At 42.9% G+C, this 15,560-nt stretch carries 14 protein-coding genes; 6 read left to right on the top strand and 8 right to left on the bottom strand.

What is annotated here, in order from left to right; all coding sequences use genetic code 11:
- Positions 1–53: 53 nt before the first annotated feature.
- The 5 genes from H6G14_RS16175 to H6G14_RS16160 form a co-directional block, all read right to left on the bottom strand.
- The gene (locus tag H6G14_RS16175; protein ID WP_190568377.1) at positions 54–2,138 is read right to left on the bottom strand and encodes a DUF1565 domain-containing protein; all 2,085 of its coding nucleotides are present in this window, start codon (positions 2,136–2,138) and stop codon (positions 54–56) included.
- A gap of 53 nt (positions 2,139–2,191) precedes the next feature.
- A complete protein-coding gene (locus tag H6G14_RS33365; protein ID WP_206757606.1) occupies positions 2,192–2,341 on the bottom strand; it encodes a hypothetical protein in 150 nt (49 codons plus the stop codon).
- Between the two features lie 61 nt (positions 2,342–2,402).
- On the bottom strand, positions 2,403–2,627 hold the full coding sequence (locus H6G14_RS16170) for a phospholipase D-like domain-containing protein (RefSeq protein WP_242053457.1): 225 nt from the start codon (positions 2,625–2,627) through the stop codon (positions 2,403–2,405).
- A gap of 34 nt (positions 2,628–2,661) precedes the next feature.
- A complete protein-coding gene (locus H6G14_RS16165; RefSeq protein ID WP_190568376.1) occupies positions 2,662–3,105 on the bottom strand; it encodes a type II toxin-antitoxin system VapC family toxin in 444 nt (147 codons plus the stop codon).
- Positions 3,093–3,332, bottom strand: a complete 240-nt coding sequence (locus H6G14_RS16160) for a hypothetical protein (RefSeq protein WP_190568375.1) — start codon at positions 3,330–3,332, stop codon at positions 3,093–3,095. The genes H6G14_RS16165 and H6G14_RS16160 overlap by 13 nt, the downstream gene beginning before the upstream one ends.
- 176 nt (positions 3,333–3,508) lie before the next feature.
- Here H6G14_RS16160 and H6G14_RS16155 point away from each other — a divergent pair, with 176 nt between their 5' ends.
- The 5 genes from H6G14_RS16155 (at position 3,509) to purU (ending at position 8,948) form a co-directional block, all read left to right on the top strand.
- Positions 3,509–4,504 carry an ABC transporter ATP-binding protein gene (locus tag H6G14_RS16155; RefSeq protein WP_190568374.1) on the top strand — a complete coding sequence of 332 codons (996 nt, stop codon included), beginning with the start codon at positions 3,509–3,511 and terminating at the stop codon, positions 4,502–4,504.
- Entirely contained in the window at positions 4,505–5,317 is an 813-nt protein-coding gene (locus H6G14_RS16150; RefSeq protein WP_011320911.1) for an ABC transporter permease, read from the top strand.
- 93 nt (positions 5,318–5,410) lie between these two features.
- Complete coding sequence (locus H6G14_RS16145; RefSeq protein ID WP_190568373.1) at positions 5,411–7,267, top strand: GldG family protein; 1,857 nt, start codon at positions 5,411–5,413, stop codon at positions 7,265–7,267.
- A 3-nt stretch (positions 7,268–7,270) separates the two neighbouring features.
- Positions 7,271–7,885, top strand: coding sequence for a DUF4340 domain-containing protein (locus tag H6G14_RS16140; RefSeq protein ID WP_190568372.1), 615 nt, complete (start codon positions 7,271–7,273; stop codon positions 7,883–7,885).
- A 208-nt stretch (positions 7,886–8,093) separates the two neighbouring features.
- The gene (gene purU, locus H6G14_RS16135; RefSeq protein ID WP_190568371.1) at positions 8,094–8,948 is read left to right on the top strand and encodes a formyltetrahydrofolate deformylase; all 855 of its coding nucleotides are present in this window, start codon (positions 8,094–8,096) and stop codon (positions 8,946–8,948) included.
- Positions 8,949–9,282: 334 nt separating this feature from the next.
- Here the strand turns inward: purU and H6G14_RS16130 are convergent, their stop codons facing one another.
- A complete protein-coding gene (locus H6G14_RS16130) occupies positions 9,283–11,946 on the bottom strand; it encodes a DUF4114 domain-containing protein (protein WP_190568370.1) in 2,664 nt (887 codons plus the stop codon).
- Between the two features lie 570 nt (positions 11,947–12,516).
- On the opposite strand from H6G14_RS16130, the gene H6G14_RS16125 reads away from it, so the two are divergent.
- The gene (locus tag H6G14_RS16125) at positions 12,517–14,778 is read left to right on the top strand and encodes a heavy metal translocating P-type ATPase (protein WP_190568369.1); all 2,262 of its coding nucleotides are present in this window, start codon (positions 12,517–12,519) and stop codon (positions 14,776–14,778) included.
- Between the two features lie 8 nt (positions 14,779–14,786).
- Here H6G14_RS16125 and H6G14_RS16120 read toward each other — a convergent pair whose 3' ends face one another.
- Together H6G14_RS16120 and H6G14_RS16115 are read right to left on the bottom strand one after the other, a co-directional pair.
- The gene (locus tag H6G14_RS16120) at positions 14,787–14,948 is read right to left on the bottom strand and encodes a hypothetical protein (RefSeq protein WP_190568368.1); all 162 of its coding nucleotides are present in this window, start codon (positions 14,946–14,948) and stop codon (positions 14,787–14,789) included.
- A gap of 94 nt (positions 14,949–15,042) precedes the next feature.
- Positions 15,043–15,441: a class I SAM-dependent methyltransferase gene (locus H6G14_RS16115; protein ID WP_242053456.1), complete on the bottom strand. Its 399-nt coding sequence runs from the start codon at positions 15,439–15,441 to the stop codon at positions 15,043–15,045.
- Between the last annotated feature and the right edge of the window lie 119 nt (positions 15,442–15,560).

Below are 15,560 nucleotides of genomic sequence, written 5' to 3'. Positions count from 1 at the left end.
ATTTATTACCAAGAGTTTTCCGACTAAAAGGCAGTGTTTTTTATTTTACTTGTTCAACTGCTAACTGTCGAAATAATATAGGGTGAGTTAATACTTGGCGCTCTTTGTATGGCGACTAAGGCTTGATAGACCATTGCGGCTACTTCTGCCCTGGTGGCTTCTCTGGTTGGTGCTAGCTGTTTTGGGTCTGGATAGTTGACAGTAATTTTTTGTTGTGTTGCTGTAACCACGGCTTTGCGAGCATATTCAGGAATATTATTATTGTCAGTGTAGATGAGTAAGTTATTGCTATCAACTGTCGATAGGGCTAATCCGTTGACTAGAGAGACGATGACCTGTAGCCTCTGGACGTTTTGGTCGGGGCGGAAGGTGCGATCGCTAAAACCACTGACGAAGCCGCCACTAGCGGCGATTTGTAAGGCTTTGTATGCCCAAAAATTCTTGGGTACGTCAGCAAAATCTGTGGCTGGTCTTCTCGCTGATGGGTTAAAGGCTACTGCTACCATTGCCGCATATTGGGCGCGGGTCATGGGTTTGTTTGGTTGATAGCTACCATCAGCAAAACCACTGGTGATCCCCATGCTGGCTAAACCGCGAATGAATGGTTCAGCCCAGTGTCCTGTCAGATCGGTGAAGGAGGGAGTATCAACTTCAGGGCTGACTATATATGGTGAAGCGATCGCTTTTTCTTGCCCATTAGCTACTAATGCCTGATAAATTAAAGCCCCTATCTCGGCGCGGGTGATATCTCGCAGTGGTTCTAGTCTATCGGTTTGGGGATAGTTGACAACCAAGCTGTTTTGGGTGGCGACGGCGAGGGGATTTGTGGCATAACTGGGAATTTGGGCGCGATCGCGGTATACAGTTAACACATTGGGGCTACCTCCAGTTAATTTCAGACCATTAACAATGGAAACGATTGCTTGCACTTTGCTTAAGTTCTGCATGGGGCGGAAGGTTCCATCAGGAAAACCGCTAATAAATCCCATTTGGGCGGCTTTGGTGATGGCTGATGCTGCCCAGAAATCTGATTTGATATCGGTGAATTTGGGTGGCTGATTGTTGGCGGGGAGTTGAAAGGTTTTGGCAATCACCGCCGCATATTGGGCGCGGGTGATTGGTGCATCGGGGGCAAATGTGCCATCGGGAAAGCCACTCATGAGTCCCTTGTTTACCAACGCTTCTACAAAAGCGGTTGCCCAATGCCCGGCTAGGTCAAGAAAACGAGTGTTAGCCGACTGTATGGGAATATCGATGATGGCGGCAGGAAATTCCACCAATCCCTTGACTTGGGTGGGATTTAATTGATTGCCTACAGAAACTAATTTTTGGGTTGTAGTATTTTGAATATCAAATTCACCATTATTACTGAAAATATTGCCAGCTGTATCTTGGCTGCTACCCAAGTCAGGGATGGCGTTTTCATTGATTAATAATCCGCCTTGGGTGTTTTTGATGAGTAAATTATGACGTAGTACAGGACGGGCATTGCGAGAAAGAGCGATCGCTGTCCGATTTTCTGATAGTTTGTTATTAACGAGTAAAGGTGCAGCAAAGTCACTGATAGCGATACCTAAAGGATTCTTTTGGAACACATTCCGCAATACTTCCCCTTTGCTGTTGCGTGCCATAAATAAACCACTAGCCGCATTCTGCACAAATACGTTATCTAAAATGGCTGGTTTGGCTGTACCGCTAGTAAATACGCCTTCTCGACCACAATTAGTAAAAGTATTATTAGCAATGTTAGGCGCAGTTGATTCAATCCACACACCAGTACCCTTGGCTATGGGGTTGGTGACAGTCACACCCCGGATACTGGCTTGATTGAGTAAAACTAAGGTGACATTCTGCACACTAAAACTAGGGCTTTGGTATTCTCCCCCCCCAGAAATCAAAATTCCTGCACCTTTGCTGGCTTCGTTCCCTACCACCGTTACCCCCTCAGGAATAACCAAGGGAAAAACTTCTTTATTGGCGGTATTATAAGTCCCAGCACTCAGTTGGACAATCGTTGGTGGAGTAGCTTTCAAAGCGCGGGTCAGGGTTTTAAACGGACTCTGCCGTGAACCTGTGTTAGCGTCATTCCCCGTTGCTGGGTTGACATAGACTGTGGCAATGGGCGTATTGTTCACCATTAATGATTGAGCAGCAATTTGTGGAAATTACGTCCATCATAAAGCAACACTACTTATATCAGGGCTTCGCTGCAAATCACAATGGGAATGGGTTGGGACAATATTGGCAAACTGTTATTTAACCACTCACGCATATTATGCTGATGATAAATTTGTACCAGTTGATGAAATAAATCCTCTCCAGATAATCCATTGCTGCGCATGATATTTAATTCTCTGTTAATAGCTTGATTTCCAGAACTACGAAATGCACTTTCTAAAATATTAATTTGATCCTTGGGCGATTTGTTCGATGGTTTGGTGGTTGCTGGTATTGCCAATGAGCAAGCGTAATTCTTTAATGTTTGTTAGTTGTTCTGCTATGGCGGTGAAGCCGGAAAGGAAGAAATAACCGACGGCGAAATGTGCAGACGATGATGAGTTGAGAATGCAGTTGATTTGGTCTACTAATTTTTGCTGGCGATTATCTATAATGTCATGTATAGGCATAGGATTTTGATCACGCAGAGGCGCAGAGTAATAGTTAAGGGGATAGGAGTTCGCTAAGAATAGTGACGGGTAAATTAGGAATGTTGCCAAAGGCTTGATCGTTGGTGATGAATTGGTTACAGTTTACAGATAGGGCTGTGGCTGCATGAATCGCATCTGGGGTTTTGAGTTTGGTTGTAGCTCGAAGGTTTGCGGCTTGTTTTAATATGTCTTGATTAATCGGCGTGAGTTGCATTGCTGCGGATAATAGTAATTGCTCGTATGTATTGATGAGGAATATATCATTATTCCTTAAAGGACGTACTAACGCTTCCATGAGAATAAGTTCACTGCTAACAATTTTAATGTCTCCCATTTGGAATTTTAACCATAAAGGTTCAAGTAGTGAATAATAGTTAGGATTCCACTCCACGCTATAAATCACTACTACCGTGTCTATGTAGATAAGGCTAGAAGAGGGGAGAGTTAACTGTCCCATGAGTCTCGTTCCTCTTGCAATTGTCTATCTATTTCTTCTGCACTTCTTGGTTGGCGTTTAGCATGAACTTCTTCTAAAATCTCCATAACAGAACGTCGGTTTGATTGGGCTTTTTCTGGTAGGACGATGAAGACATCAACGGTATCGCCAATTCCAGCTTCGGGAATTTCTATTTCTATTTTGTTACCGGGGAGAATTTGGGTTGTAATATGTAGGGCTGGCTGCATGATTTATTTGACCTTATATATTGATGACATCTTCATAAATTTCTGGCATTGTGAGGGTTAATCCTATTGAGTCTAATTTTAAGTCATGTTCCCTGCTCCCCTGCCTCTTTGGTCAAGAGGGTTGGGAAAATGTCAATATTGTTGAGTACCCTAGATGAAGTTGCTCGACGAAACTGATGATTGAAGTTGAACATCTAAGTAAAATCTATGGTTCCACCCCAGCAATTACTGATGTGACTTTTAGTGTCGAACCTGGGGAAATTGTGGGGTTTTTGGGGCCGAATGGGGCGGGGAAGACGACAACTATGCGGATTTTGGCTGGTTATTTACCCGCAAGTAGTGGGACAGCCAAAATTGCGGGTTTTGATGTCCACGAAAATTCTTTGGCGGCGCGTCAGCGTATTGGTTATTTACCAGAAACGCCGCCGTTATATACAGATATGACGGTGGAGGGTTTTCTGCATTTTGTGGCGCGGATTAAAGGGGTGTCCGCAGGCGATCGCAATCCCAAAGTAAACGCAGCGATCAAACGTTGTAATCTGGAGGATAGGCGTAAAGTAATTATCCGCAAATTATCTAAAGGATATCGTCAAAGGGTGGGTATTGCTCAGGCGATTGTTCATGACCCACCAGCTATTATTCTGGATGAACCGACGGTGGGACTCGACCCCAGACAAATTATCGATGTACGGAATTTAATTAAAAGCCTCGCAGGAACCCACACAGTAATTTTATCTACTCACATTTTGCCAGAAGTAAGTATGACCTGTAGCCGTGTTGCCATTATCAATCGCGGTAAAGTAGTAGCTACAAACACACCAGAACATTTGATGACCCAGTTGACAGGTGGCTCAGGTTATGAAATTGAAGTTGAGGGGGAAGTAGCCCTAGCCAAGCAGGTATTACAAAAAGTGCCTGGGGTGAGTTTGGTAGAATCTATTCCTGGTCATCATCTTCCCAGAGATAACCGTGCATACTTGCGTGTACTCTCAAAACCGGGAAGCGAAGCCGGCAAAGATATTGCTACAACTTTAATCAGTTCGGGATTTGGTTTGCACGAAATGCGCCGTGTCAGCGCTACCCTAGAAGATGTCTTCTTGCAACTAACTACAGAAGAAAAGAATCTCACATCCCTGAACGATTCAGCAACCAAAGAAGGAGAAGCAGCGTAAATGGGTATAGTCTTGAGCAATATTATTGCCATTTATCGCCGAGAGTTACAGAGTTATTTTGTCTCACCCTTAGCTTATGCGATCGCCTCTGTATTTTGGTTCATCGCTGGGTTATTCTTAGTGATGATTTTGCTGGGGCCAAATGGCATTTTAGTATACGTCGCTTCTTTGGATGTACAAGGACAACAACTAGGAGTACCAGTCCCCCCAATTGATGTACCGGCGGAATTTATCCAGGCATTTTTAGATCGGTTGGGTTGGCTATTATTATTTATCTTGCCAGTGTTGTCGATGGGATTGTACGCCGAAGAACGCAAACGCGGTACATTGGAACTTTTAGCCACCTCACCAGTCACTAATTGGGCAGTAGCGGTTGGTAAATTATTAGGTGTGCTGACATTTTTTATTACTCTAGTTGTACCATTACTACTATTTGAAGCGATCGCTCTTAGTAGTTCTAATCCACCAATGCCAGCTACAATACCCCTACTCGCTCATTTGGGGTTAATCTTACTAGCAGCAGCCATTTTATCCTTAGGAATGTTTATTTCCTCCTTAACCGACAGCACTATCTTGTCTGCGGTCTTCACCTTTGCCCTAGTTTTATTGCTGTTATTTGTGGATGTCATTGCTAAAGGTATCGGTGGCCCCGTAGGAGAAATAATTGGGCATTTATCTCTACTAAAACATTACAACACTTTTATTCAAGGCATTTTTGACACCAGCGCCTTAATATTATTTGCCAGTTACATCTTTTTGGGAATCTTTCTTACAGCCCAATCAATTGATGCACTGAGATTTCAGCGTAATTAGTCAATAGTCCATAGTTAATAGTCCAGTGTCCAAAAATATGTAACTGTTGACTGTTGACTGTTGACTGTTGACCTTTGACATTTGACTTTTAATATGAAAATCATTAAACAAAAGCAACTTTGGAAATATTTATTTTGGTTAGGCCCTTTCTTGATTGTCGCGGGTTTAACGTCTGGATTAGTTTCTGATACCTGGGGGACAATTACCCTAGCATTATTAATTTCTGGAATTATCATCGTTGGGTTGTGGTTAGCGTGGCAAAGTCAGCGTAGTCAATGGTGGAAACGACGTTCTACCCAAGCCGGTACTAACGCTATCGCGGCAATTCTGGCAGTTTTGGTGATTTTGGGACTGATAAACTTTTTAGGGAGTCGCTACCAAGTACGGGCAGATTTAACAGAATCCCAGTTATTTACCCTATCACCACAATCACAACAACTGGTGCAAAATCTCCAACAACCAGTAAAAGTTTGGGTGTTTGATGTCACCCAAAATCCCCAAGACCAACAAATTTTAGAAAATTATCGCCGCAAAAGTAGTAACTTTGATTTTGAGTATATTAATCCTCAAACTAGACCAGGACTAGCGGAAAAATTTGGCGTTAAAAATTATGGTGATTATGGTCAAGTTTTTATAGAATCTGGGAATAGACGGCAATTAGTGCAAACCTTGAGTGTGAATGAACGCCTGTCAGAAATTCGCTTAACCAATCGCCTACAACAAATTATTAGCGATCGCACTGCCAAAGTCTACTTCCTCCAAGGTCATGGCGAACACCCAATTGCTGAAGGTGAAGGTACTATCTCTCAAGCAGTCCAAGCATTGGGTGATAAAAACTATAATTCCTCACCTTTGAATTTAGTAGAAAATGCCAAAGTGCCTGATGATGCTGACGTTGTAATCCTAGCAGGCCCTAAACGCGGATTATTTGACGCAGAAGTCAAAGCATTACAAGACTATCTCAATCGTGGTGGTAACGCCCTACTCATGATTGACCCCAGCACCAACCCCAACATCAACAGCTTACTGCAAGAATGGGGTGTACGCTTAGATGATCGTTTAGCAGTCGATGTCTCTGGAACTGGCGCACAACTCGGCCCGGCTGCACCTATAGTTACAGACTACGGACAACACCCGATTACAAAAGATTTTGGTAACAATATTTCCTTTTATCCCCTAGCCAGACCTCTAGAAATTACTCCGGTAGCTGGTGTAGAGTCTACCCCATTGTTAAAAACCAAAGCCTATCCCAACAGTTGGGCAGAAAGCGACCTAGAAAACGAAAATTTGCAGTTTAACCCCGAAAAAGACCTGAAAGGGCCTTTAACCTTGGGTGTAGCTTTAACGAGAAAACTACCAGCCTCATCTAGCCCCATTCCTTCACCATCCCCAACAACAACACCAGCAAGCCCCACTCCCACCTCATCCCCAACAAACCAAACTCAAGCAAGCCTCATTCCTTCACCATCCCCAACAACAACACCAGCAAGCCCCACTCCCACCTCATCCCCAACAAACCAAACTCAAGCAAGCCCCATTCCTTCACCATCCCCAACAACAACACCAGCAAGCCCCACTCCCACCTCATCCCCAACAAACCAAAGTCAAGCCAGTCCCATTCCTTCACCATCCCCAACAACAACAACTCCCCCAAGCGAAGAGAAGCCTGAAAAACCAGCCACCGAATCACGGCTAGTAGTGATAGGGAATTCAGAATTTGTCACCAACACCATATTTCAACAGCAATTAAATGGGGATGTCTTCCTTAATTCTGTCACCTGGCTAAGTCAGCAAGACCAGCAACCCCTTTCGATTCGTCCTAAAGAACCAAAAAATAGACGAATGAACCTATCCACCTCACAAGCCAACCTCTTAACACTATCCTCTCTGTTTGTTTTACCCTTACTCGGCTTAGTCACAGCCGCCATTATCTGGTGGAAGCGTAGATAACCAATGACTAAAAAAACTTTAATTTTGTTATTGTTAGCCCTGGGGTTGAGTGGTTTTGTTTATTTCTGGGAAATTCGCGGTGCTACTCAGCGAGAAGAGGCTAGGGAGAATCAACGGCAAATCTTTTCTTTTACAGAAGATGATGTCCAGTCTCTCACTGTAAAAACTCAAAAACTGACGGTGAATTTGCAACGGAACCCGCAGTCTAATCAGCCTAAGTGGTTGCTGAAATCTCCTGTATCAGAACCTGCAAACGAGCCTATAGTTAGTTATTTGATGGATTTATTGGTAAAAGGAAAGAGTACGAATACTATATCCACACCAGCTAACCAAACAGCCGAATTTGGTTTAAACCAACCCCAAGCCACCATCAACATTAACCTCAAAAATCAAAAAACCCATCAGTTGATTCTGGGTAAGCCTGATTTGAGCGGTCGTTTTGTCTATGCCCAAGCTGACCCTATCACTCAACCAAATGGTAATGTAAATGTGCTAGTGGTCTCTATAGATTTTGAAAATGCTGTCAATAGAGAATTATCAGAGTGGCAACAACCGGTCAGTTTAGATAAAGTTGCACCACCAAATCTACCTCAGCCAACTCCTACCAATAGCCCATGAATCAATTCAAAATTCTTGTAGAGACGCGATTCATCGCGTCTTCTTCTTCACATAGGGTGTGCCGATTTTCGACGGACATGATTTTATCCAAGAGGGGTTTTAAACCCTTAAATTTACGATAAAATTCAGAGTCCCAGCGAATCTATCAATACCTGAATTGATTCATGGGTATTGTTAATTTTGAATTTTAAATCCGGAGCGAACTGACGTGACCAATCCGACTGCAACCTTACTAATTTCATGTCCCGACCAACGGGGATTAGTCGCTAAAATCGCTAACTTTATCTACGCCAATGGCGGTAATATTATTCACGCTGACCAACATACAGATTTTGCGGCTGGGTTATTCCTCACGCGTATTGAATGGCAGTTAGAGGGTTTCAATTTGCCGCGAGAGATTATTGGGGCAGCATTTAATGCCATAGCTCAACCTCTAGGCGCTAAGTGGGAGCTACATTTTTCTGATACAATCCCACGTATTGCCATTTGGGTAAGTCGCCAAGACCATTGCCTTTATGATTTAATTTGGCGACAACGCGCCAAAGAAATCGCCGTTGATATTCCCTTAATTATTAGTAATCATCCCCATTTAAAAGTAGTTGCAGAGCAATTTGGCATCGACTTTTACCATATTCCTATTAATAAAGATAACAAAGTTGAACAGGAAGCCAAACAATTAGAATTACTACAACAATATAAAATTGATTTAGTTGTATTAGCAAAATATATGCAAATTGTTAGTGCAGACTTTATTATAAAATTTCCGCAAATTATTAATATTCATCACTCATTTTTACCAGCCTTCGTAGGCGCAAATCCTTACCATAGAGCCTTTGAACGCGGTGTGAAAGTTATTGGTGCCACAGCCCACTATGCTACTCCAGAATTAGATGCTGGGCCAATTATTGAGCAAGATGTGGTGAGAGTTAGCCACCGCGATGAAGTTGAGGATTTAATTAGAAAAGGTAAGGATTTAGAACGAGTCGTATTAGCTAGAGCCGTGCGCCTACATCTGCAAAATCGGGTTTTGGTTTATGGAAATCGTACTGTAGTTTTTGAATAAAAGTTGAGTGTAAGGACTAATCAATTCAAAATTCCAAAGCACATCTTTTCGTGGTGGCTGTTGACAGTTGACAGTTAACCGTCAACTGTCAACTGTCAACAAACCATACAAGTAACTATGTAATTTAAAAACCTCATACTATTTGAGTAAGTTTTACCTGATTAATATCTTGCACCAAGCCTGAACGATTGAAAGTAGCGGCTATACAAACCTAGTCCGCTTGAGCGGACTAAGGTGAAATCAATATTTTTGAGCCTGGAGGGTTAGGCTGCTCGTATAGCGGCGATTTTAACCGTCGGGTGCAATCTTTTTGCTGAGGGATGAGCTTTCATCTCTAAACCAAAGTCATAACTGATGGTGATATTAGAGATGAAAAGATACCGGTTTGAGAATGATTGAGTATATCCTGGCCTATTGCTGTATCAACCCAATTAAGATTGTGAGCCATGACATTTTCTATTTTGGAGATGCCAAGAGTCTGCACACCTTGAATACTGATCACAAAATCATTGAAGTCTCGGTTAGGAACGCGATTTAGTGGCACGTCGTCGAAACCAAGAATGGCTCCTTTAGCACCTGTTAGCACTTCTGCTACTTGGACTTTATCTTCTAAATTAGCCGCCGACATTGAGAAAAGAGGTCTATTTTGATTTGTTAAAGTTTGTCCAGTCAAAGCATCCGTGAGTGCGCCATTGGACATGAAAACAAAACCAATAGTATCTCCAGCTTGGAGGTTATAAGTTTTCGTGCCTTGATATTTTCCTGCATTAAAGTTAGCTTCCCAGTCGAGAACGCCAGTATGATCACTGTAGAGAGCGCCATCTTGAGCATCTTTAACCACAACATAGCCATTGGCAGAATTACTGGTGGCGCGTCGAAGTGCTTCTTGGATAAAAGCATCAGAGCCAGCTTTGTAGATATCCATTCCCTTGAGGCTAAAGATACCGACTTCTCCCTGGGAATACATCCCGCCATCGTAGAGGAAGTCAATTTTTACCTGGCCTGTTTGATCAACAGTGAACATACCTTCATCGAAAGAAGCTCGATTAGCATAGTCGAGTAATTGTTTTCCCGTTGTTGTGGTGCGCCAGTCACGCTCGAAGTTGGAGAAGTTATCTATTGACTGAACAATTCCTTTTGCTCCTTTGATTTGGAAGACCACATCGTTATAATCGCGATCGCAATTAGAAGCTGCAATAGGAATATCTTCAAAGGCAAAAGTACCGTTGCCATCTATATCTATCATCTGTCCGCCAGCCACACTAGGGTTAGCTTCGGGGATAGAGAACAGAGGCAGTTTACCTAATTGCCATGCTGTACTAGATTTGCTGATACCCGGAGTTTGGTTGATTTCCTGAACAGTTGTGTTAGGTACGAGCATAAAGGCAAATGTGTCGCCTGCTTTCATTTGAAAGGTTTTTACGCCTAGATAGGGGCCAAAATTAAAATTGGCTTCCCAAGGCATTTTTTCCGTAAAACGCGCCCCTTCTTGTTGGTCTCTAGCTAAGATATAACCCATCTGAGAATTACTGAGAGCGCGATTTGTCGCCTCTTTAATAAAGGCATTGGAACCAGGAACATAGTTTTCCATGCCGGTGAGACTAAAGACCGCTAAATGTCCTTGATAGCCACCGCCATCGTAAAGATAGTCAACAGTTACCGTTCCAGTTTCACCGACCTGAAAAACACCTTCGTTGTAGATAGTGCGGTTACTATATTTGAGTACTTCCTGCCCAATAGCAGTAGTCCGCCAGTCCTGATTAGGATTAACGACTGCATCCATGTTAGTGATGTTGTTGCTTTTTAGTCCTTGGACTTGGAAAACAACGTCGTTGTAATCTATGTAAGAATTACTAGAGCCGACGATGATATCTTCAAATGCCAGAGTTCCTTTATTATCGACAGCAACGATCTGATTTTGGTCGGTAGAAAAAATGACTTTTTTTCCCCATTCGTAGCTAATTTGCGGCTGGCGATAAATCTCTTCAATGCTGCCGTTTTGTACCAACATGAACGCCACTTCGTCCCCAGCATTCATCGTGAAAGAATCAATTCCTTGGTAGCTGCCCTGATTAAAGTTACTTTCCCAGCTAACATTACCATCAAACCGCGCTCCTTCTTGGCGATCGCTGATCAGAATGCGACCTTGTGTAGAGTTACTTAAAGCGCGGGTGGCCGCTTCTTTGATAAATGCTAAGGAGCCTTGCTGGTATTTTTCCATACCTTTGAGGCTAAATACAGCTAATTGTCCTTGATAGGAACCGCCATCATAGAGATAGTCTAATTTAACTTGACCAGTGCCATTGACGATAAAAGTACCTGTTTCAAACAGAGGACGATTGGCATAGTCTGATAATTCTTGTCCGACTCCGGTATTTAACCAGTTGCGGCTGCTGTAGGTAGAATCTTGGAGAGAGGCTGCATTGGCAGTTGCACCCAACACCTGCACTACCATATCGTTAAAGTCACGATCATTCGACTTTAAGGTGTTGTTATCTTCCCAACCAAAGGTATTGCCCTTACCAGTGATGTCTGCAATTTGGGGTGAAACTTTTCCGGTTGCATTATCTACTGAACCAAAAGAAAACAGGACATTGCTGCTAGATGTGGGATATTGAGCAATTTTAGCGACGGTACTATCTGCAATTAACATCATTGCAAATTTACTACCTGCTTTCATCTGAAAGGTTTGTGGCCCATTGTAAACGCCACTGTTAAAATCTTTTTCCCAGGATAATTCTTGATTTAGGTCGGTAAAACGAGCGCGTTCAGTTTGATCTCGAACAACCACATAACCAGATTGAGAATTGCTAAGAGCGCGTCTACTTGCCTCTCGGATGAATTCTATCGAACCCACCGCCATATTTTCCATGCCTTCCAGGCTGAAAATTGCTAATTCTCCCTTATTCATCCCGCCGTCATAGAGAAAATCAACGCTGACGTTGCCTGCTGCGCTAACAGTAAAAATGCCGTTATTTAAGTTAGAAATAGTCGCCATGTTTCTTTGTCTTCAGCTATTATCAACTAATGCTGAACAGTTACAGGATGCCTATTTGATTTCTGAAAAACTAACAATTGAAGAGATGCTTTTTACCTGTACCCCGTAACTTAATACCCTTTATCCTGTACCCTGTTCTTTTCCTACACAAGTAAGATCAAAAATCAAAGTGGGTTGCTATATATAAGTTTTAACTTTCCTTAACCAAATAAAAAAACTGTAGTAATACGTTTTCTTGTATAAAGCTTTAATCAAGAAAATGTTTCGTTTCACCTCAAATTAAGTGGTTAGGTTTAGATATTAATCGTTTTTATCAAGTAAAACGCATAAGTATTTTTGCGTATTCTCTTGTATAAAAGCTAGATAGAAAGAGGCTTTCAGATTTATGTATTTTTATTCATATAGTTTGACTTTATTGTGGCGACGTACTTGTTAAATTTAGTCATGCTCCTAAAAAAGGACTTTTTGCGTAGTTCCAATTCTTTTCCTCTACCCTCTTGACACTCCAGTTCACTGGAGGATTCAAGATGAAATCAGTCTTGAACAAAGCTTGATCATTGGAGTCTGCAAATGAAGAATGCGACACTTAAGCTACGCGGTATGAGTTGCGTTTCCTGCGCTAAAAGTATTGCAGATACTATCAGTTCTGTCCCAGGTGTAAATGAATGTAGTGTGAACTTTGGGGCAGAACAAGCAACAGTTAATTACGACCCCAGGAAAACGGATTTACAAGCCATCCAAAACGCGGTGGATGCCGCAGGTTATTCTGCATCTCCCCTCCAAGAACACAACTTGATGGCAGGAGAAGATGATGAAGAAAAAAGATATCGCCTACAAGAATCCCGTGATTTGCGGCGAAAGCTAACAGTAGGGGGCATCATCAGTATCGTGCTGGTGATTGGCTCACTACCAATGATGACAGGGTTACACCTGCCTGGCATTCCTATATGGCTGCATAACCCTTGGCTGCAATTAGTCCTGACCACTCCTGTACAGTTTTGGTGTGGTTACTTCTTCTACGTCAACAGCTGGAAAGCTTTTCAGCGTCATATTGCTACAATGGATACTCTAATCGTGTTAGGTACGAGTGCAGCATATTTTTATTCTCTATTCGCAACCTTATTTCCTAGCTTTCTTATCACTCAGGGATTGATGCCAGATGTGTATTATGAAACTCCGGCAATTGTCATTACCTTGATTTTATTGGGGCGACTGTTTGAAAATCGTGCCAAAGGACAAACCTCAGAAGCTATCCGCAAGCTGATCGGTTTACAAGCGAAAACAGCCCGGTTGATTCGCAACGGACAAGAAGTAGATGTACCGATTGAGGAAGTAGAAATTGGTGATGTGGTGCTGGTGCGTCCTGGGGAAAAGATTTCCGTTGATGGGGAAGTAGTTGACGGGACATCAACAGTTGATGAAGCGATGGTGACTGGGGAAAGTATACCCGTGAAAAAACAACCAGGGGATGAAGTTATAGGCGCAACCATCAATAAAACTGGCAGTTTTCAGTTTCGAGCAACAAGAGTTGGTAAAGACACTGTACTGGCGCAAATTGTCCAACTAGTGCAGCAAGCCCAAGGCTCAAAAGCACCTATTCAAAGACTAGCAGACCAAGTTACAGGGTGGTTTGTCCCGGCGGTAATTGCGATCGCTATTCTCACCTTTATTATTTGGTATAACTTTATGGGTAATATCACCCTGGCATTGATGACCACTGTTGGGGTGTTAATTATCGCTTGTCCTTGTGCTTTGGGTTTAGCCACCCCAACTTCAGTGATGGTAGGTACTGGTAAAGGTGCAGAAAACGGAATTTTAATTAAAGGCGCTGAAAGCCTAGAATTAGCGCACCAAATTCACACAATTGTCTTAGACAAAACCGGCACAATTACCCAAGGGAAACCAACAGTTACAGATTTTGTCACAGTCAAAGGTACTGTTAACAGCAATGAAATCAAGCTGATACAATTAGCCGCATCCTTAGAACGCAATTCTGAACATCCCCTAGCAGAAGCAGTTGTGAGATATGCTCAATCTCAGGAAGTAACTTTAGCAGATGTTACAGACTTTGCAGCCGTGGTAGGTAGTGGTGTACAAGGTATGGTTGCTCACCATCTTGTGCAGATTGGTACACAACGCTGGATGGAAGAATTAAGCATCAACACTCAAGCCTTGCAGCAAGACAAAGAACGTTTAGAATATCTGGGTAAAACAGCCGTGTGGTTGGCAGTTGACGGGAAAATTGCCGGATTAATGGGGATTGCTGATGCCATTAAACCCACTTCCGCCCAAGCTATCAGAGCATTGCAAAAACTCGGTTTAGAAGTTGTCATGCTCACAGGTGACAATCGCCACACCGCCGCAAGTATCGCCCGTGAGGTGGGGATTAAAAGAGTGTTAGCAGAAGTCCGTCCCGACCAAAAAGCCGCTACAGTCCAAGCAATACAAGCAGAAGGCAAAATTGTCGCAATGGTCGGTGATGGGATTAATGATGCACCAGCCTTAGCTCAAGCCGATGTAGGAATTGCTATTGGTACAGGTACAGATGTGGCGATCGCTGCGAGTGATATTACCCTGATTTCTGGAGATTTGCAAGCTATAGTTACAGCGATTCAACTCAGCCGCGCCACAATTCGCAATATCCGCCAAAACCTATTTTTCGCCTTTATTTACAACGTTGCTGGTATTCCCATCGCCGCCGGGATTCTCTTCCCTTTCTTCGGCTGGTTACTCAACCCCATCATCGCCGGTGCAGCAATGGCTTTTAGCTCAGTTTCCGTCGTCACAAATGCCCTGCGTTTACGTAAATTCCAACCTAAAACACTTGCATAAAAGGTTTTTCAATGGTGAACAAAACAACACTCATCAGCAGTATAGCCAGTTTGGGAATTGTATAACAATCGCATCTGGTCAAGCAGCACAAACATCACATGAGGCGCACTCAGTCCAAACCAATTCATTTCTACCCATTGACCAGCCATTAGGAAACAAGTTCGCCACATCTAGCGATTATTTCTTCCTTAATTGCTTCTTTGGTGAGCATATCGGCTTACTGTTATACCTCCGAGCTTCTTCTTTCGTTCTGTGCATCAATATTTAGATGCGTTCGCCCTGAGCTTCGGACTTAATAAACTTTAACGTCATGCGATCGCTCTCCCCAATAGCGAGGAAACGTTGCCGATCCTTTTGTCCTTGCCTCAAGGTTGGTGGTAATGCCCAAACGCCTCCAGGATAGTCTTTGGTATCTTTCGGGTTGGCATTAATTTCTGACTTGCCTATCAATTTGAAGCCTGCTTTCTCCACCGCCGCAATTACGCCATCTTCTGACATATAGCCCGTTTTTATACTCTCTTGGAGCGAAATACCTGGTTTGGCACGATGTTCTTCCACTCCCAGAATACCCCCTAGCTTGAGCGCTTTATACGCTGCTTCATAAACCTGCTCCGCATAGCCTGCACTCACCCAGTTATGAATATTACGGAAAGTAACAACCATATCTATAGAGTTTAGGACTTACGCATTGACAAAATGGCAAAAGAGTGGATTGATAAAAAGTATCATCTACTCACTAGGTATCGAACAATCAGAGAAATCAGCAAACCCTCGACAGCACA

This window comes from Nostoc parmelioides FACHB-3921, from assembly GCF_014696625.1.
Lineage (GTDB): Bacteria > Cyanobacteriota > Cyanobacteriia > Cyanobacteriales > Nostocaceae > Trichormus > Trichormus parmelioides.
Note: the sequence above shows the minus strand (reverse complement) of the source record. Positions and strands in the feature narration are given on the sequence as shown.